Raw genomic sequence first — 19,256 nt, 5'->3', positions numbered from 1 at the left:
TGACTTATTTTCTTTATATATGTACTTCTATCCTCGAATCTGTATGAATCTAGCTAGTAGAGCGCCGATAAAATCCCTCCATGGCTCATAATAAAGGTTGATGAATGACAGTATTTCCGATACAATTTTGATACAATACTAGTAATATATCACTGCATAAGCACACTTCCCTATTAAATATCTTCATGACATCTTTTTTGAAAGGGGTTTCAAAACTTGAGAAAACTGCTCTTCATTTATATAGTAATAATTGGATTATTTGTAGTCTATGTCTATAACTATCAAACAGAAGATTCGACAACAAGACAATGGACTGAAAATGAATTGAAAGGGAGTATGGATGAAACCTATGTGATGGTAACCTTTCAAGTTGGAATTGATTATTGGAAACGTGCATTAAAGGGTTTTGAAGATTCAGCAGAAGCGTTGAATGTCTCCGTTGAATACCGTGGTGCCACGCAATATGATGTAAATGAAGAGATCACTGTTTTAGAGCAAGTAATTGCTAGAAATCCAGCGGGAATTGCTATATCAACGATGGATCCGGAAGCGTTAAATCCTGTTATCGATAAAGCGGTAGATGCTGGAATTCCAGTTGTTATGTTTGATGCTGACGCACCAAAAAGTAAAGCATACTCTTTTTTAGGAACAGATAATTATCTTGCTGGGGTAGAAGCAGCACATAAGATGGCGGAGTTATTAAATGAGGATGGCGAGGTTGGTGTTATTACGCAACCACATCAGTTAAATCACCAGGAGCGTACACAAGGATTTCAGGATACAATTTATATGGAATATCCAGACATAAAGATTGTCTCTATCAAGGATGGAAGAGGGGATCAAAGGTTATCCAAGGTTGTTGCTCAGGAAATAATAACTGAGTACCCAGATATAGCTGGAATTTTTGCTACAGAAGCAAATGGTGGGGTAGGGGTTGGTCAAGCCACCGTAGCAAATAACCTTCAGGAATCTATTAAAATTATTAGTTTTGATACAGATAAAGGAACGCTTGATATGATTGAAGATGGTATCATTTCTGCAACATTGGCCCAGGGTACATGGGAGATGGGGTACTGGTCGCTACAATTTTTATTTCATCTTCATCATGATATCGTTGAACAAGAGGATGAACGTACTCCTTTACCACGTTATGTGGATACGGGTGTCACTATAGTAACTAAAGAAAATGTTGAGTCTTACTATCCACAATAAACCTCTCTAGAATGGATTGATCTTATTGAAGCGTTGGATACAAATAAATAATTTACCCATTCGATATAAGTTAATCTCTCACTTCTTGATTATTAGTATTATTCCAATTATTTGTCTAGGACTTTTAATTAATTGGGCAGTAGAACGTGTACTAGAAGAACAAGTAAATGAGAATACATTGCAGTTGATAAGTAAAGTGAACGAAACCTTTGAATTTTATATGAATAATATGCAAAGTATCACCTATTATATTTCCTATAATGAAGAGGTGCAGGAATTTTTTGATCAAGAAGATCAAAGTATGGAAACAGATAATGAATATGAAGTCCAACGCTATCTTCGTAATTTTACGACCTTATCTCCAGAAGTTGCGGGACTATTGGTTGTTAATAGCGAAGGAAACTATGTAAGTAATGAATTTCATGTTCCTTCAGCACAGGATTTAACAGAAGAATCTTGGTATCAAGAAGCAATTGAAAATGACGGAATTTTCAAAATAATAGGACAACCTGAAGATCGAAGTATATCATCATTGGTAAACTATAAAAACGATGAGGTAGTCTCGGTGGTGCGTTCAGTTATCGATCCTTACACACAGGAAGTTCAAGGTGTTATTTTAATAGATTTAAAACTAAGAGTTATAGCTGAAACGTTAGTTGATGTTCGTTTGGGTAAAACCGGGTATTTAATGGTGGTTGATGATCAAAATCAAAATATTTATCAGCCAGATGACCCCTTAGTTGATACAATTCCTAGTGAATGGATAGCAGGAAGGAACTCTGGCACTTTTTCAAAGGAAATTAATTCACAAAAGCTACAATTTATCTTTCAGCAATCTCCCTTTGCAAATTGGACAACGATAGGTGTGTTCCCTGCAGAAGAAACAATATTTGAAATGCGGGAAATTCAGTTCTATATAGTTGTCTTTGTCTTTATTTTAATGTTATTTGGAATTCCTGTATCGTATGTTTTATCATCATCAATATCTAAACCAATTTCGCAATTAATGATCTTTATGCGTAAAGCTGAAGAGGGAAATCTTGAAGTTCGCTACAAGGAAAAACGTGATGATGAAATTGGGTTGCTTGGACGTAGCTTTAACAAAATGCTGAAGCAAATAAATCAATTACTTCAATTAACAGAACGACATGAAAGGCAAAAACGAGAAGCGGAGTTTAGAAGTTTACAGGCAAATATAAATCCACACTTTTTATACAATACTCTCGATACGATTCAGTGGATGGCTAGGAAACAAAAAGCAAATGATGTTGCAGAGGTAGTAGAAACTCTAGCAAAATTATTTAGAATAGGTCTAAGTCAAGGCAGAGATATAATTACTTTATCTGAGGAGATAGAACATATTGAAAGTTATCTATTGATCCAAAAGACTAGATATCGGGAAAAGTTAAATTACCAAATTGATATTGATGAAGGTATTCGTTCCTTACATGTTTTAAAATTCCTTTTACAACCAATCGTTGAAAATGCAATCTATCATGGCATTAAAGAACGAAGAGGTAATGGTCATATCGTTGTGACAACGCAAGAAAAAGAAGGCAAGTTATCAATTATTATTCAAGATGATGGTGTTGGGATATCAGAATTGGAGCTTCAAGAGATGAGACAAGCCCTAAAAGAAGCAATTACTAGAACAGAAAACCAAGGAGAAACGAGAGATAAAAAAGGCTATGGGATGTTAAATGTTCAGGCACGTATTTTGCTAGCGTTTGGAGAAGGTTTTGGTTTGTATATTAACAGCAAAAAACACGTCGGCACAACAGTTGAGGTATTATTGCCAATTCTGATAGATGATAGCATGGTAAAGGGGGATAAAGCATAATGCGTATGTGGAAGGTATTAATTGCAGATGATGAGTTTATTATACGCGACGGTATCCGTTCTTCTATTGATTGGGAAGAATATGGAATGGAAGTAGTGGGGGAAGCAGAAGACGGGGAAGAAGCAGTTGAACTAGCAATTAAGTATCAAATAGATATTCTATTAATTGATTTAAATATGCCAATTTTGAATGGTATAACTGCAATGAAGCGATTAAGAAAAGATTTACCACAATGTAAAATGGTTGTCATATCTGGTTATGATGAATTTCATTATGCGCAGGAAGCCATTCGATTGCAGGTTGAGGACTATTTATTAAAACCAGTGAGTTCAGAAAAACTACAAAACCTTTTGTTGAACTTAAAACAACAGCTAGATTTAGAAGTGAATCAGGAAGAGTACTTTAAGCAAGCCACTAACCAAATTAAAAAAAATCATACAAAACTAAAAGAACGTTTCTTTCAGGATTGGATAGCAGGACAATTAAATAGTAATGAAATCATAGAACAATTACATTTTTTAAGTTTACCCCCAGTTGTGCCTGTGCAATACATGGTAATTAGATGGCCTGAGTACCATCAAAACCAAACAATTTTGCAAGAGAATGATCGACAGATATTTTTATTTGCAATTGAAAATATTGTAGAAGAAATCGTAGGGTCAAAAATGGTTACTGTATTCAGAGATCAATCCCATTTTCTTAATGTCTGTTCATGGGAACGAATGACAAATGAGCAAACCACAAAGATAAAAGTTGCAGTACAGCAATATTTAAAAATCACGGTCTATTGGCATCTAGAAGAAGTGAAAGAAGAGGATCTAACAAATTTGCCCAATGTCTATAAACTATGTATAGATCAAATAGAGAAGCAAATACGAGTATCACCAATTGTTAAACAAGCTCAAAACTATATACAGCAACAATATCAGGACTCTTCGCTCACACTAGAAAGGGTTGCAGAAGAATTACATGTCTCAACTGTTTACTTGAGTCGTATCATAAAACAGGAGTTAGGAATTTCGTATGTAGGTCTATTAACACAGCTGCGCTTAAACAAAGCAACGGATTTACTAAAGACTACAGACATGACCATTCGAGACATTGCGGAAGAAGTAGGTTATGAATCTCAGCATTACTTTAGTACGACATTCAGGAAAAACGTAGGTGTATCTCCAAAACAATTTAAAGGCTAAATTAAAATAGAAGCACTTTCCATGAATAAATGGAAAGTGCTTCTATTTATGAAGAAGTGGCCAATGCCGCTCTCCTTTTTTGAAAGATGAGAAAATTATTACAATTAGATTAAAATTTTATAAAAACAGTTTAAATTAATGTAAAGCCTTACATTTAGTTCGGTGCTATTCTATATACAGAAAGAAATTAATAGAAATGAAAGGGGTTTCAATATGATAAAGAAATTAGGATTACTTGCACTATTATTTAGTTTTATGTTAGTTTTAGCAGCTTGCGGCGGTGATGATAGCGCTTCCGGAGGTTCTGATGATGGTGGAGCAGTAGAGTCAAACGATGCTTTAATTGGTATTGCAATGCCAACAAAGTCTTCTGCAAGATGGGTAGATGATGGAGACAATATGGTTAAGCAATTAGAAGAACTTGGTTATGAAACTGATTTGCAATATGCTGAGGACGATGTTGATAAGCAAATTGAGCAAATTGAAAATATGATTGTAAAAGGTGCAGATGTACTTGTTGTTGCATCAATCGATGGTACAGCATTATCAAATGTATTAGAAAAAGCAGCTGAGCAAGAGATTGAAGTAATTGCTTATGATCGTTTGATTATGGAAACACCGAATGTTAGTTATTATGCTACATTTGATAACTTCCAAGTAGGAGTATTGCAAGCGACATACATTGAAGAGGCGTTAAACCTTGCAGAAGAAGAAGGACCATTTAACATTGAATTATTCGCGGGTTCACCGGATGACAATAATGCATATTTCTTCTGGGATGGTGCAATGTCAATATTACAGCCATATATTGACAGTGGTAAATTAGTTGTTCAAAGTGAGCAAACAGATTTTGAACAAGGTGCAACAATGCGTTGGGATGGAAACTTAGCAAAATCACGTATGGAAAACATTCTTAGTAAGGCGTACTCAGGTGGCGAAACTGTAGATGCAGTATTGTCTCCATATGATGGCATTAGTCGTGGTGTAATTCAAGCCTTAAAAGGTGTAGGTTATGGTACTGGTGATCTAGCAATGCCTGTTATTACTGGTCAAGATGCAGAGTTAGCTTCAATCAAATCAATTATTGCAGGAGAACAAACACAAACAGTTTTCAAAGATACTCGTGATCTAGCTGCTGTAGTGGTTAACATGATTGATGCAATCTTAGCTGGTGAAGAAGCAGAGGTTAATAATACAGAAACCTATGACAATGGTATAGAAGTTGTTCCTTCTTATCTAGTAGAACCAGTTTCAGTTGATGTCGATAATTACCAAGAGGTTGTAATAGATGCAGGTTATTATGATGCATCAGAACTAGAATAATTAATCATGATTTAGTGGTGGTATTTAATCACCACTAAATCATTTCATTCGTTATTTCATTAGAAGGTGGTGAGGGTATGTCAGATTTCATTTTAGAAATGCGTAATATAACGAAAACATTCCCTGGTGTTAAAGCGTTGGATAATGTGAATTTAAAAGTAAAAAAAGGTGAAATCCATGCACTAGTTGGTGAGAACGGTGCTGGTAAATCCACGTTAATGAAAGTATTAAGTGGTGTCTATCCAAACGGAACCTATGATGGTGGTATTTATTTTGAGGGTAAAGAATGTCATTTTAAAGATATTAACCAAAGTGAAGATGTAGGAATTGTAATTATTCACCAGGAGTTGGCGCTAAGTCCATTTTTATCAATAGCTGAAAATATTTTCCTGGGTAATGAAAGACAATCGAGGAAAATAATGAATTGGCAGGATACGTTTTCGCAATCAAAAAAATTATTAGAACAAGTTGGTTTAAAAGATTCACCTGAAACTGCTGTAATGAATATTGGTGTTGGTAAACAACAGTTAGTTGAGATTGCCAAAGCTTTATCAAAAAATGTTAAATTATTAATTCTCGATGAGCCAACAGCAGCGTTAAATGAAACAGATAGCGCAAATTTATTAAAGCTGCTAAATGAACTTAAAAAACAAGGAATTACTTCTATTCTTATTTCTCATAAATTAAATGAAGTTTCTAGTATTTCAGATTCGATTACTATTTTACGAGATGGACAAACCATAGAAACGATAGAAACCTTAGGTGAAAAGGTGCCAGAGGACCGAATTATTAAAGGAATGGTTGGGCGTGAGCTCACAAGTCGCTTTCCTAAACGGGTTTCTAATATTGGGGAGACCATTTTTGAGGTGAAGGATTGGAATGTCTATCATCCTCAACAACGTGATCGTAAAGTGATTGATAATGTGAATATTCATATTCGTCGTGGCGAAATTGTAGGGTTAGCCGGCCTTATGGGTGCAGGGAGAACTGAGCTAGCGATGAGTATTTTTGGCAAGACATATGGCAAAAAAATTACTGGTTCACTATACAAGAATGGTGAAGAAATTAAGTCTGATACAGTAAGTGAAGCAATCACGAATGGGCTTGCTTACGTTTCAGAGGACCGAAAAACATACGGATTAAATTTAATTGATGATATAAAAAGGAATATTACGTTATCTAATCTTAAGAGAATATCGAAAAATTCTATTATTGATGAGAACAAGGAAGTTACAGAGGCACAATATTTACGAGAAAAATTAAATATTAAAACACCAACACTAACACAACTTGCAGGAAATTTAAGTGGTGGGAATCAACAAAAAATTGTATTAAGTAAGTGGATTTTTACTGAACCTGATATTTTAATTTTAGATGAACCTACACGTGGGATTGATGTAGGAGCCAAGTTTGAAATTTATTCGCAGATTAATGAATTAGCGGCTGAGGGGCTGGCTGTATTGGTAATTTCATCCGAGCTTCCTGAGGTGCTTGGACTCTCAGACCGCATTTATGTAATGAATGAAGGGCGTATAACTGGTGAACTTGAGCGCGGAGAAGCGGATCAAGAAAGTGTTATGCGTTATATGACCGGATCTGGAGGTGCAAGTCGTGCAAACAGTAATTAATTTATTTCGAAATAATATACGTCAATATGGAATGATTATTGCACTCGTGTTAATTACAGGATTATTTTGGATTTTAACTGAGGGTATTATTTTCAAACCTTTAAATTTAACCAACTTAATCTTGCAAAATGGTTTTATTTTAGTATTAGCTGTAGGTATGGTTTTGGTCATTATTACTGGAAATATTGACTTATCAGTTGGTTCCGTAGTTGCTTTTGTTGGTGCAATTGCTGGCGTATTAATGATTAACAACAATGTACCCGTATTATTGGCAATCGTTTTATCTATTATTGTTGGTGCTTTAATCGGGGTGTGGCAAGGATTTTGGATTGCCTATGTCGGGATTCCATCCTTTATTGTAACCTTGGCAGGTATGTTAATATTCCGAGGATTGACTTTATATTTATTAGATGGTCAATCACTTGCACCTTTTCCTGAATCGTTTGGAATGTTTAGTAGTGGATTTTTGCCAGATTTAGGTTCTGATGGATTGCATATTCTTACAATCATTTTATCTGTAATTCTATCACTTGTCTTAATCTATATGGAGTTTAAAAACCGCAAAACACAATTGAAGTATAACTTTGAAGTTGTTCCTTTGTGGATCACGATAACAAAGTTGGCATTATTAACCTTTGTAATTAACTGGTTTGCTTATCAATTGGCCTTAAATAAAGGTATTCCGATTGTACTTGTGATTGTATTTATATTAATAATCATCTATACATTTATTATGAAAAATACAGTAATGGGACGTCATATTTATGCAACAGGTGGAAACAAGAAAGCGGCAGATTTATCTGGAATAAAAACAAAGCGTGTAGTATTCTGGGTATTTGTTAACAATGGTGTAATTGCAGCATTAGCTGGTTTAATGTTCGCATCCCGCTTAGACTCTGCAACACCAGCAGCTGGTAACATGCTTGAATTAGATGCAATTGCTGCAGTATTTATCGGAGGAGCGTCAATGGCTGGTGGTGTCGGTACAGTTATTGGTGCAATTATCGGTGGTCTTGTTATGGGTGTTATGAATAACGGTATGTCCTTAATTGGTATTGGTATTGATTGGCAACAGGCCATTAAGGGGATGGTATTATTACTTGCGGTCGGATTCGACGTATATAATAAGAACAGAGCCGGAAAATAATTAAATAAAAACATCACGGATTAATTTCAGTGATGTTTTTTTTCTTATTATTATGTAATGAAACCAATGGATAGATTTCTGTAAAAAACTTATAATTGGTTTTATCTAATTAATAAAGCCCTATTTCGTAATCTTTGTTGTTCTCAATATTCGCAGTTGATATAAAATGCGACGTAGTGTAGCTATTAGTTGATTTGCGCTCCGGGCAGTCGCTTTCCGCGGGCAACGCTTCAACTTCCTCGGAAGAAAACCGCTTCCTCCGGGATTTTCAGCCGTCGCTTTTCCCGCTGGAGTCGACTGCCCTCCGCTCCAATCACTATCATCTAGTGTAGTTATCAAATAAAACACTATACTAGCGGTTGAATTACACGAAGCCTTATAAAAAATAATTGAAAGATCCTCGCAATGAAATTTTCTAATTAATGAGTAATAATGTTTCATGAAATAAACGTTTCTTGGAGTTCATTTCATTTGAACAGAAAGCTGCTTTAAGTTGCGGGAAAATGCGAGACTCCTGTGGGAAAGGAACAGTCTGAAGACCCCGCAGTGAGTGTTCTTTACGAGCGAGGAGGCTGAAGCGTTCCCCGCGGAAAGCGAGTGTTTTTCCGCAGCGGCGAGGTAGCACACATCCCATAAAGACCGTAAGGAAGTCAGAATGTTACGACGCAGTTTATGGATATTCTGTCAAAGTTAAAAACTATTTACGTTTAATATCACTCATAATAAAGCCACTTTTCGGTAGTGTAGGCATTTCATCGAGACTATAGTTCATATCTTGATTAGGAACTTCAAACTCAATTTTATTAACAAGGAAATTTAAACTTACCTTCATCACTTCAACGGTAATACCCTCACCGGGACAACGGTGCCCTTTTGCCGGGTCACCTCCACCCTGGGGGATAAAATCAAACAAACTTCCCTTCCACTCCTTGAAGCGTTCTGGCCGAAATTGGTTTGGGTTGTCCCAGAGTCGTACATCATGATTCGTACCATATAAATCAAGCAATACTAACATGCCTTCTTTAAACTTACAGTCTTTCCAGATAAATCCTTTACGAACTCTTGCTCCAACAAATGGCCCAAATGGATAGTAGCGTCTGACTTCTTGGGCAAATCTCTCATAATTGTTTTCATCTTCTACCTCAAGTATGCTCTGGTACTCCGGATGCTCCTGTAAAGCCAAAGCTGCATAGGTGATAAAAGTTGCGATAGCCACAATTGGGCGTAATACGTTGATAAGTTCTATTGCAGCCATTTGAGCATCTAGCTGATTTCCATCCAGTTTTTTATGAAAAGCCATTTCATGTAGTGCTGAACCATGTTCAGCCTTAATACTTTCGTTACGGACATTTTCAATTATTTCTCTAATCCAATTTTCAGTTCTTGTTCTGGCTCTTCTACCTTTCCAATGTTGTGGCCCTACGGCACCGAAAGCATAAATCATTGAGATAAAATCGTCTGCTCGTTCCTTTACTTCGGTTTCCTCTATTGGAACTCCGGCCCATTGGCATGCAACACGACATAAGATGTCTTTAGCCTCTTCCAAAAGAACAATTTGTTCAGCTTGTTCCCATTCAGGGATACAAGCCATCCACTGCTCTAAAACTAGCTTAGCTAATCGGTCTTGTTTTGGTGGAGTCATTAGTGACATAAATAGTAGTTTACGGTGTATATGCTCTTCCCCGTCCATTGATTGGATGGCATTCTGACCAAACAATGTTTTTTGTACACGCTTAGGTGCAGCACCTTTTCGTTGAAATTTTTCATCATCATAAAATATTTTTGCTGCTTCAGCCCCACTCATACAAATTACATTTTGGCCCATCAACCGAGCTTCAAATATATCAGAATGGTATCGTTCAACCCGATTACTTATAAATAAGTATCCCTCTTGGATTAGAGCTAGACTATTGTCGAGACTTTTATCGTGGGGAATTCTTTCATTCAATGACATAATTTTAACTACCCCTTTTGAAAAATTTAGACTATGGAACTTTTATCCTACTCTAAGTATGGCTAATTAACGTAAAAATAATTACTTCAACTATTTTTTTGGATGCTGTGTTTGAGATTATTGAAGTTACCCAATATGGGGGTGTCTTCGATGTTTGGTATAATAATAGATGTTTCCTATATCACTTTATATAATTGGAAGAGAGTGTAATACTATGGCCAAAAGATTTAAAATCGTACAACCTAAAATCCCGCCATCTTTGACTAAAGAAGATTTCATAATTGAAGAGGAACCTTCCTTAAGTACTTGTTTAATTAGCGATTGTACTATTGGTGGAGAAGACATTAATCGCCTAATATTTGATCAAGTTTTTTTTAGAAACGTGATTTTTGAAGAGGTGCTGTTTAGAAATGTCGAATTGACTGATGTCATATTTGATCATTGTGATTTATCTAACGTGGATTTCAGTGGTGGAATTATACATAGAGTGGAATTCAAAGAGTGTAAAATGCTAGGTAGTAACTTATCAGAGACAACTTTTGGTAATGTTATATTTACCAACTGCCATGGGGATTTATCTTCATTTGGGTTTGCGAAGTTAAAACAGGTGAAGTTTGAAAATTGTTCTCTTAATAATAGTGATTTTTATGAGTGTGACTTTCAAAAGGTGGAATTTGAAGGATGTAAACTAGATGACACGAATTTTTCTAATACGTCGTTAAAAGGGATGGATTTAAGCAGTTGCAGCTTTGAGCAATTAATTGTTTCATTAGAAGAGATAGAGGGATGTGAAGTATCACCAGAACAAGCAATCGGCTTTTCTAAACTATTAGGATTGGTTATTAAGGAATAAGGAGTGTATCATTGCTGTTGTTGATTTCTCTTAATTTGTTCACTATGTTAAGAAAAATCAATTAGTTTGTCACTTTAATTCGATCATTTTAATTGCAAAAGTGTTTAATAGGTTGATTATTCAACCTGTTAAACACTTTTACATCTGTAATGTTAGTTAGCCTATAATTAGTGTCGTCTATTTAACCAAAGAACCCCTGACTTGGCTAAACGGGGCAATAGTCCAGTAACTGATTGTTTATACATATTGCCGAATCCATCTGATTTCCCTAAAGAACCAAGCTGTCCCTTTAACTTTATAGGTCCAGGTTTTTGCAGGACTCTATTATATAATACAGCAACCAAAACATCACCAACCTGTTCACCTTGTTTCCCTGCTAATTGGGCATTTGGTGAGTAGTTAGATGATGCACAATCCCCGACCACATATATATTGGTATGTGATGGTACTTGGCAAAAGTCATTTAAGATAACTTTACCGTGGGCATCTTTCTCAAACGGAAGATCAGCAATTAAATGATTTGGTCGAACTCCGGCTGTCCATATCGTTACGTCATTAACGAAGCAGACACCATTATTGCATACGCCATCTTTCTCGACATATTCCACATTAGCATGGTGCAATACTTCAACATCGTTTTTTCTAAACCACTCTTCTACATACTCTTGGACTTTTGAATCAAAAGCACTTAAAACGGATGCGCCACGATCAAGTAAACGAATGTTAAGGTCCGGTCTACTTTCTCTTATCTCAGAGGCAACCTCGATGCCACTTAGCCCGGCTCCAACGACAGAAACCTTTCCATATGCTCCTGCGTCTCCGACGGCTAATCCAGCATGTCTAGCCTTAGAAATTGTTTGAACACTTTGCGTGTATTCCTCCGCGCCTGATATACCATGATAGTTATCTTCACAACCTAAACCAATAACTAAGTAATCATAAGGAACTGATTCACTTCGATCATGGAAGGAAATTTGTTGGCTTTCTGTATCAATCTTTGCAATTTCCCCATAGACCATATCTACTTGATCATGTGTGGGGAAGGCGACCCTTACTTCCTTATCAGCTGAGGTACCAGCCGCAAGTGTATAAAACTCTGTTTTTAGTGAGTGGTAGGGGTTTCTATCAATCAAAGTAACGTGTATGCTGCCGGATATCCCAGTTTCCATTAACGTTTGTAGTACTTTCATGCCACCGTAGCCGCCACCTAAAATGACTATTTTTCTCATAGATATACACCTATCCTTTAATAAAAATTAATTCCTTTATAGACAAATTAAATCAAGACTTCCATCTTATTAAGAGAACATTTATAGGTTTGTTTCTTCCACCTTAAAGATTAACAAAAATTCAGTAAAAAGACTAGAAGAATAATAAGGCTACCGGTTAATAAGTGTAGATATTGATTAATTAATATACTAAAGGTGATTAAAATGTTTATTCAATTGAGTTTTAAAAAGTGAGCATTGGTCAATCTAAACTCAAATTTTTTCAAAAAAATAGAAAGCAGGGTTAAGCCTTAATGCTATGCCAATGTAAACGAATTCACTGATATGGCAAGGTTTTAAACCTTGTTAGATTATCTTACAAGTTTATTGTGTGAAAATTCTGACCCTGGTAAATTGTTACTTAACAAGTGATGTTAACTCATATCACACAAAAGGGGAGAATATTTATGGAAGAACAAATGATTACAACATTGGCTTTAATGGATAACCTGTGGGTTATCGTTGGTACATTTCTAGTTTTGCTTATGTTAGGTGGATTTATTTTACTTGAAGCAGGATCGACTAGAATGAAGAATGCTGGTCACATTGCTGGTAAAACAATCTTCACTGCTGGGATTGGATCTTTAGTGTTCTGGGCAGTAGGTTATGGATTTATTTACGGAGAAGGAAATTGGTTTATAGGATTAGGAAGTTTCTTTTATGGAGATGCATCATTTAGTGGAGAAGGATTATCTCCAGCTGTAGATTTTATGTTTCAAATGATGTTTGCTTTAGTAGCTTTAACAATTGCGTTTGGTGGTTTTGCTGAACGTGCGAAATTATCTGCTTATGTTATTTTTGCAGTATTATTCTCAGCACTAATTTATCCGGTCGTAGCCCACTGGATTTGGGGTGGTGGCTGGTTAGCTGATCATGGTAAGCAAGACTTTGCTGGTTCAACTGTAGTACACTTAACAGGTGCGATGGCAGCTCTTGCAGCAACTATAGTATTGAAGCCTCGTATTGGAAAATACAATAAAGACGGTTCTTCTAATGAGATTGCTGGTCATAACCAAGTATTCACTGCATTAGGTGTATTGCTTCTATGGGTAGGTTGGTTTGGTTTTAATGGTGCTAGTACTTTTGGAGTAGCTGATGCATTTTTTGGATTTGCTATCCTTAATACACAACTAGCTGCTGCAGCTGGTGCAGTCGCTGCAATGCTTGTTGCTTGGGCTTTAACAGGAAAAGCGGATGTCCCTACTACTTTAAATGGTGCTTTAGCTGGTTTAGTAGCTATAACTGCTCCCGCTGGTTTCGTTGATCCATGGGCTGCAGTGGTAATCGGTTTAATTGGTGGAGTGATTGTAGTATTTAGTATGAAGCTATTTGATAAGGCAAGAATTGATGATCCGATTTTTGCGCTATCTGTTCACGGTACAGTTGGTGTTTGGGGTACACTTGCTAATGGACTATTTGCAGTACCAGCCTTCTCAACAGATATCGGTTGGGGGCAAGCGGGCTTATTCTACGGTGGTGGATTTACACAACTTGGGGTTCAAGCAATGGGTGTAGTAACTAGTGGTTTATATGCATTCGTTGTAGCCTTCATTATTTTAAAAGTTATGGATAAAGTAATGGGTGGAATTCGTGTTACAGAAGAGGAAGAAATTATTGGTTTGGATTTAAGTGAACACGGTGGATATGGATATCCTGAAAACATCCCACATCCAAGCGATAAGCCAGGTGCGTAATAAAGAAAGTTTTGATCGTAGTAAGGAGATTGATGATGTTTTGAATAGTTACGCTGATATAAAAAAATGGCGAAAACAAGAACTAGTCACAGTTTCAACAGATCATCAACAATTAAATGAATTACATGATGAAGTAATTAAAAAAACAGTAGCAATTTCTATGGATAAAGTGCAAAGAGAGTTGGGAAAACCTCCCGCTCCCTTTGCTTTCTTTTTAATGGGTAGTGCAGGTAGGTTTGAGCAATCCGTATTAAGTGATCAGGATCATGGAATAATTTTTAATGGTAGTGATGACAATCAGTTTTATTTCTTGAAGCTAGGATCAGAGATTACTGAGGCCTTAGCGGAAGTTGGGTATGAACGATGTGATGGCTTAGTGATGTCCTCTAATCCACTTTGGTGTCAGTCAATTGAGGGTTGGACTAGTCAAATTTCAGACTGGTTAGATGAAGCAAGCTGGCAATCACTCCGTCACTTCTCTACCTTTTTTGACTCTAGAGTATTAGTTGGTGAAACAGACTTCTTAACAGAACTAAAGCAAGAAGCCTTTTCGATTTTAAAAAAGCAACCGAGACTCTATCTGCGTCTGGTTGAAAATGTGGATTTTGTAAAAAAGGGAATCGGTATTTTCGGTCAGTTATTGCCTGAATTACATGGTGAACATTCGGGTGCGATTCAGTTAAAACAAACAACATTTTTTCCGTATGTGAACTCTCTAAGATTACTAGCTTTGAAGGATAGTATGTTTGAACCTTCAACATTATCAAGGTTTAAGGAGCTATCACCAAATACGTATCCTACAATAAAAAACTATGAGGATGATTTTATAGAATTGCTAAATTTTCGTCTTCATTTTAGAAAAAATGCCAGGAACTATAACGAAGTCCACCTTATCCATCTTGATGCATTGACTAAAAAAGATAAACAACACCTTAAGAAATTGATGAAACAAGGGTATAAACTTTTTTCTGAAACAAAATTACTAATGGTAAAAGAGTGTTCAACATGGTAATGAACCAAATGCTTCAATTTGTAAAACAGATGTCAGGGAAATTGAATTCAAATGTTTATACGGGATTACCGAATCATACAGATGCGAGCAAAATGGCCTATCTTCGAAATTTGCAAAGGGAATTGAAAAACAAAGATGTTTTGGAAATTCCACTCAATGAACTAAAAGTCATTGTGTTTGATATTGAAACAACGGGTTTTTATCCTTATAACGGAGATAAAATGTTATCAATTGGTGCTATAAAGATGCAGGGGGATCAAATTCTTGAAGATCAAGTTTTTTATAGCCCTATTTATAGTGAAACCGCACCTTCTGAAGAAATTGAAAGGCTGACAGGAATTACGAAGGATCAGTTGGAAAACGCACCGCCTATCCATAATGTATTAAAAGACTTTTATTATTTTATCAAAAGCGATACGCTCGTCGCGCATCATTCAAGTCATGAGAAACAGTTTATGAAACATGCGACGTGGACGTCTATGAAAACAAGTTTTCAGCATCGTATCATCGATACGTCTTTTTTAACAAAAATAATCGAACCAGAAACAAAATTGGTTACGCTTGATGAATGCTGTGCTCATTATGGCATTGCAATAGAACACAGACACCATGCTTTGTATGATGCTATTGCTACTGCAAAGTTATGGTCAGAAAGTGTTCAATCAATACAAGAAATGGGTTTTTCTAATTTAAAGGATGTCTACTCAGAGATAGCTAATATTAAATAGTGCTAGATTGGAGAAAAACAGAGGGGGGAAGGGGGATTGAAAAACGAAATTCCTGATGATGTAGCAACTTTCCCGATGAGTGTTGTTAAAGATATGACAAAGTTATCCGGCCGACAGATACGTTATTATGAAGAACAAGGCCTCGTCAAACCTGTTAGAAATGATGGCAATCGAAGGGTGTTTTCCCTAAATGATATTGATCGACTAATAGAGATAAAAACGTTCATAGATAAAGGGATTAATGTTGCCGGAATAAAAGCAATGCTAAAAGATTAACATATTTAGTCAAGTTATAAATAGAAACTAGGTCTAGAGTATACTGAAAAAAGGTGCGGAATTCATTAAGGGATGAATTCCGCACCTTTTTTCAGTTTATTCTCTAAGCTAAATCACTTAGAGAACCTAACTAATATAATTTACCTTGACGATATAAAATGGTGGATAGCTTCATAACGGCATGATTGTAACAGTTTTGCCTAAGCGGGAATGAGTCATTGAAAAATTTAGGAAAGACTGTCTCAAATGTAGTTGACATTTTATCATAGAGCAGTTTAAAAACTTCTTCTTCCTTGTAAAATTGAGTTTCTCTTCCTTGCATCCATTCTAGATAAGAAACAATAACTCCTCCAGCATTAGCTAGAATATCTGGAATAACTATTACTCCATTATCACTTAAGTATTTATCAGCCTCTTGAGTAATTGGTGCATTAGCACCTTCTACAATTATTCGAGCCTTGATATTACTTTGATTTGTTTCGGTTATTTGGTCTTCAAGGGCGGCTAGAAATAACACGTCGACATTTAGCTCAATCAAGCTGTCACGGTTTTGAACGGTTGCTTCAATCCCAAAATCTTTTAGTATATTTTTGTCTGTTGGTAAGTCTCCTTCATGGTTATTGCTATAGTTTATTAATGCAGGTATATCTAATCCATCAGAGTTATAAAGAGTGACGTACCGATCACTGACAGCCACGACTTTGTTTTCAAGATGAACACAGTTATAGGCTTCAAGGGCAGCTACTGAACCAACATTGCCAAAGCCTTGGACGGCAATTGTTAAGGGGCGATTATGTTCTAAGGTTGTTTGAACAAATCGATTCGTACTGTTTTTATCCATTAGAGTTTTGTTATCTTTCACAAAGTCATATAGTAAATATTTAAAGGAATAATAAACTCCTTTTCCTGTGGCCTCTCTTCGACCTAAGGATCCTCCGTTCATGACACTTTTTCCGGTGAAGCTTCCTCGATATGTTTCACCAGGGTGAATGGATTTAAATTCAGCCATCATCCAATCCATTTCACGTTCCCCAGTACCAATATCAGGAGCTGGTATATCTTTTTCAGTACCAAGAGAATCACTGAAATAATGAACATACTTTTTACAGATAAGATTTAATTCTTTTTCGCTATAATCTCTAGGGTTAATGACAACGCCCCCCTTACCCCCGCCGAAAGGAACATCGTGAAGAGCGTTTTTTAATGTCATTAACTTTGCCATGTTTACGACTTCATCCTCATTAACTGATTCATGAAAACGAATCCCACCTTTGTATGGCCCGAGGGTATTGTTGTGTTGAACTCTAAAAGCTGGAATTCGAACTATTCTACCATTCTCAAGTGAAATACGTAAAAATGATTTGTTTATGTGATTAGGGGTAGAAAGAATAGAAACTAATGATTGATAAGCTCTCTCTCTTGTATCCCCATTTAGCCTTGGTAAAAATATGTTCTCATCTAGCAGCGCGCCTAGTGACTGTTGAATTACTGATTCCATTTTATTATCCATATAAGTTTTCCTCCATCTATTGAATAGATATGTAAAAATTGTAAACAGGTATCATTATATTAGGTATACCTTACTTATAGTTATGGTAAACATTTTAGATTTTAAATTTGATCCCAATACTGGCGGTTTTAATTGGTATTTACCTGTTATAAGGACCGAGCATCAACATACACACCTGATAAGAAATTACAGTCTAAAAAAACAGCTGGAAAATGCTAATCCAGCTGTTTTAAAGTTAAGTATTTAATTTTAAACTTATCTTCTATCTCCACCAAGTAAGTCAAACAGCCCTCCAGCTACACTGCCTTCTCCTTTGTTTTTGTTTCCTCCTTGTGGAGCTGCTGCGAATACGCGGCTTGCTAAACGGCTAAATGGTAAGGATTGAATCCATACCGTACCAGGTCCTTTTAAGGTAGCAAAGAAGAGACCTTCTCCGCCAAACATGGCTGTTTTAATACCGCCAACGAAATCAACGTTATAATCGATATTACCAGTCATGGCGACTAGACATCCGGTATCAACACGTAAGGTTTCACCAGGTTCTAAAACCCTCTTATGCATTGTTCCTCCAGCATGAACGAAAGCCATGCCATCACCTTCAAGTTTCTGCATAATGAATCCTTCTCCGCCAAAGAAACCTGCGCCAACTTTTTTCTGAAACTCAATACCGATGGCAACGCCCTTGGCTGCCGCTAGGAAAGCATCCTTTTGACACACTAATTTTCCGTCAAGCTCGCTCAAGTCCATTGGTATAATCTTACCTGGATAAGGAGAAGCGAAGGAGACGTGTTTTTTACCTTGTCCCTCATTTGTAAATGTAGTCATGAAAAGGCTTTCTCCGGTAATTACTCGTTTACCTGCACCAATTAGCTTTCCCATTAATCCGCCTTTGTCAGGAGAACCATCCCCGAAAATCGTTTCCATCCGAATGTTTTCATCCATCATCATTAAACTGCCGGCCTCAGCTATTACTGTTTCATCTGGATCTAGCTCAACCTCAACAAACTGCATGTCATCCCCATATAGCTTGAAATCAATTTCGTGATTATTCATCTTTTCCTCCCCTTTCAGTAATTAGTATTACGAACCGCCAAATAAATAAAAGATTCAGAATACTGGTGGTGCGATAGTGTTGTTATCTTATTTTATGCAATAGATAGATAGCTCTATGTTAAGTAAATCACTTCTAAGCGGAATTTACTATTATACCTAGGTATAATAATATTTTTCTTTTTAAGAATAATACCTTTTTATTAGTAAAAGTACGTGATGAAACCAAAGAAAAAATCATTACAATATTCAAGAATTTGACGATATTAAGAAGGATTTAAAAGTATTTAAAAGAATTTTAAAATATATATTTACTTTTTAGTTATATTTGGTATGATATAGAGGAATTCATTAGTAAATGAAGGATTTTCGGAAGAAAGGGGATGCTCCTATGGTAACATCTCTTATAATGTTGTCGGCAACTGTGTTTTTTGCATTCTTAACTTTATCTGTGGTTGAGAAAATGAGAACACGCAAAAAGAAAAAGACAATATTTGATTTAAACCAACCCCAACCAACTGTTGTATAGGTAAAAAATTAAATTTTAATCATCTTTCTGATTCGATAG

The 19,256-nt window shown here is 36.1% G+C and carries 16 protein-coding genes and 1 pseudogene; 12 read left to right on the top strand and 5 right to left on the bottom strand.

Going from position 1 to position 19,256, the window contains the following annotated elements:
- The first annotated feature begins 216 nt into the window (after nt 1-216).
- The 6 genes from GH741_RS14160 (at nt 217) to mmsB (ending at nt 8,343) form a co-directional block, all read left to right on the top strand.
- A complete protein-coding gene (locus tag GH741_RS14160; RefSeq protein ID WP_153737423.1) occupies nt 217-1,212 on the top strand; it encodes a substrate-binding domain-containing protein in 996 nt (331 codons plus the stop codon).
- A gap of 25 nt (nt 1,213-1,237) precedes the next feature.
- Entirely contained in the window at nt 1,238-3,052 is a 1,815-nt protein-coding gene (locus GH741_RS14155; protein WP_153737422.1) for a sensor histidine kinase, read from the top strand.
- The gene (locus GH741_RS14150) at nt 3,052-4,245 is read left to right on the top strand and encodes a response regulator transcription factor (RefSeq protein WP_153737421.1); all 1,194 of its coding nucleotides are present in this window, start codon (nt 3,052-3,054) and stop codon (nt 4,243-4,245) included. The genes GH741_RS14155 and GH741_RS14150 overlap by 1 nt, the downstream gene beginning before the upstream one ends.
- A gap of 216 nt (nt 4,246-4,461) precedes the next feature.
- Nucleotides 4,462-5,568, top strand: coding sequence for a multiple monosaccharide ABC transporter substrate-binding protein (chvE, locus tag GH741_RS14145; protein ID WP_338079457.1), 1,107 nt, complete (start codon nt 4,462-4,464; stop codon nt 5,566-5,568).
- Nucleotides 5,569-5,645: 77 nt separating this feature from the next.
- Nucleotides 5,646-7,196, top strand: coding sequence for a multiple monosaccharide ABC transporter ATP-binding protein (gene mmsA, locus GH741_RS14140; protein WP_153737419.1), 1,551 nt, complete (start codon nt 5,646-5,648; stop codon nt 7,194-7,196).
- Complete coding sequence (gene mmsB / locus GH741_RS14135) at nt 7,180-8,343, top strand: multiple monosaccharide ABC transporter permease (protein WP_338079453.1); 1,164 nt, start codon at nt 7,180-7,182, stop codon at nt 8,341-8,343. The genes mmsA and mmsB overlap by 17 nt, the downstream gene beginning before the upstream one ends.
- Nucleotides 8,344-8,463: 120 nt before the next feature.
- Here mmsB and GH741_RS14130 read toward each other — a convergent pair whose 3' ends face one another.
- Nucleotides 8,464-8,682, bottom strand: a complete 219-nt coding sequence (locus GH741_RS14130) for a hypothetical protein (protein ID WP_170287635.1) — start codon at nt 8,680-8,682, stop codon at nt 8,464-8,466.
- A gap of 358 nt (nt 8,683-9,040) precedes the next feature.
- Nucleotides 9,041-10,291: a CYP152 family fatty-acid peroxygenase CypC gene (locus GH741_RS14125; protein WP_205677343.1), complete on the bottom strand. Its 1,251-nt coding sequence runs from the start codon at nt 10,289-10,291 to the stop codon at nt 9,041-9,043.
- A gap of 220 nt (nt 10,292-10,511) precedes the next feature.
- Between GH741_RS14125 and GH741_RS14120 the strand changes: the two genes are divergently transcribed.
- Entirely contained in the window at nt 10,512-11,150 is a 639-nt protein-coding gene (locus GH741_RS14120) for a pentapeptide repeat-containing protein (protein ID WP_153737416.1), read from the top strand.
- Nucleotides 11,151-11,317: 167 nt separating this feature from the next.
- On the opposite strand, the gene GH741_RS14115 is transcribed toward GH741_RS14120, so the two are convergent.
- On the bottom strand, nt 11,318-12,379 hold the full coding sequence (locus GH741_RS14115; RefSeq protein WP_153737415.1) for an NAD(P)/FAD-dependent oxidoreductase: 1,062 nt from the start codon (nt 12,377-12,379) through the stop codon (nt 11,318-11,320).
- A gap of 446 nt (nt 12,380-12,825) precedes the next feature.
- On the opposite strand from GH741_RS14115, the gene GH741_RS14110 reads away from it, so the two are divergent.
- The 4 genes and pseudogenes from GH741_RS14110 to GH741_RS14095 all read left to right on the top strand — a co-directional run.
- A complete protein-coding gene (locus GH741_RS14110) occupies nt 12,826-14,112 on the top strand; it encodes an ammonium transporter (protein WP_240795505.1) in 1,287 nt (428 codons plus the stop codon).
- Nucleotides 14,063-15,124 (top strand): DUF294 nucleotidyltransferase-like domain-containing protein, encoded by a 1,062-nt coding sequence (locus tag GH741_RS14105; protein WP_153737455.1) that lies wholly within the window; start codon nt 14,063-14,065, stop codon nt 15,122-15,124. Before GH741_RS14110 ends, GH741_RS14105 begins: the two co-directional genes overlap by 50 nt.
- The gene (locus tag GH741_RS14100) at nt 15,118-15,852 is read left to right on the top strand and encodes an exonuclease domain-containing protein (protein WP_153737414.1); all 735 of its coding nucleotides are present in this window, start codon (nt 15,118-15,120) and stop codon (nt 15,850-15,852) included. Before GH741_RS14105 ends, GH741_RS14100 begins: the two co-directional genes overlap by 7 nt.
- 75 nt (nt 15,853-15,927) lie before the next feature.
- Nucleotides 15,928-16,110, top strand: a pseudogene (locus GH741_RS14095) (MerR family transcriptional regulator); the annotation flags it as partial.
- A 148-nt stretch (nt 16,111-16,258) separates the two neighbouring features.
- Here the strand turns inward: GH741_RS14095 and GH741_RS14090 are convergent.
- Together GH741_RS14090 and GH741_RS14085 are read right to left on the bottom strand one after the other, a co-directional pair.
- Entirely contained in the window at nt 16,259-17,638 is a 1,380-nt protein-coding gene (locus GH741_RS14090; RefSeq protein WP_153737413.1) for a Glu/Leu/Phe/Val family dehydrogenase, read from the bottom strand.
- 255 nt (nt 17,639-17,893) lie between these two features.
- On the bottom strand, nt 17,894-18,691 hold the full coding sequence (locus GH741_RS14085) for a TIGR00266 family protein (RefSeq protein ID WP_153737412.1): 798 nt from the start codon (nt 18,689-18,691) through the stop codon (nt 17,894-17,896).
- A 388-nt stretch (nt 18,692-19,079) separates the two neighbouring features.
- Between GH741_RS14085 and GH741_RS14080 the strand changes: the two genes are divergently transcribed.
- The gene (locus tag GH741_RS14080) at nt 19,080-19,217 is read left to right on the top strand and encodes a hypothetical protein (protein WP_153737411.1); all 138 of its coding nucleotides are present in this window, start codon (nt 19,080-19,082) and stop codon (nt 19,215-19,217) included.
- Nucleotides 19,218-19,256 lie beyond the last annotated feature (39 nt).

The sequence above is a fragment of the Aquibacillus halophilus genome (assembly GCF_009649745.1).
Classification (GTDB): domain Bacteria; phylum Bacillota; class Bacilli; order Bacillales; family Amphibacillaceae; genus Aquibacillus; species Aquibacillus halophilus.
Note: the sequence above shows the minus strand (reverse complement) of the source record. Positions and strands in the feature narration are given on the sequence as shown.

What these genes read in the sequence shown, in the direction of transcription:
- GH741_RS14150 (WP_153737421.1), top strand. Translation starts at nt 3,052, where the DNA reads ATGCGTATGTGGAAGGTATTAATTGCAGATGATGAGTTTATTATACGC.
- mmsA (WP_153737419.1), top strand. Translation starts at nt 5,646, where the DNA reads ATGTCAGATTTCATTTTAGAAATGCGTAATATAACGAAAACATTCCCT.
- GH741_RS14120 (WP_153737416.1), top strand. Translation starts at nt 10,512, where the DNA reads ATGGCCAAAAGATTTAAAATCGTACAACCTAAAATCCCGCCATCTTTG.
- GH741_RS14115 (WP_153737415.1), bottom strand. Translation starts at nt 12,379, where the DNA reads ATGAGAAAAATAGTCATTTTAGGTGGCGGCTACGGTGGCATGAAAGTA.
- GH741_RS14110 (WP_240795505.1), top strand. Translation starts at nt 12,826, where the DNA reads ATGGAAGAACAAATGATTACAACATTGGCTTTAATGGATAACCTGTGG.
- GH741_RS14105 (WP_153737455.1), top strand. Translation starts at nt 14,063, where the DNA reads ATGGATATCCTGAAAACATCCCACATCCAAGCGATAAGCCAGGTGCGT.
- GH741_RS14100 (WP_153737414.1), top strand. Translation starts at nt 15,118, where the DNA reads ATGGTAATGAACCAAATGCTTCAATTTGTAAAACAGATGTCAGGGAAA.
- GH741_RS14090 (WP_153737413.1), bottom strand. Translation starts at nt 17,638, where the DNA reads ATGGATAATAAAATGGAATCAGTAATTCAACAGTCACTAGGCGCGCTG.
- GH741_RS14085 (WP_153737412.1), bottom strand. Translation starts at nt 18,691, where the DNA reads ATGAATAATCACGAAATTGATTTCAAGCTATATGGGGATGACATGCAG.
- GH741_RS14080 (WP_153737411.1), top strand. Translation starts at nt 19,080, where the DNA reads ATGGTAACATCTCTTATAATGTTGTCGGCAACTGTGTTTTTTGCATTC.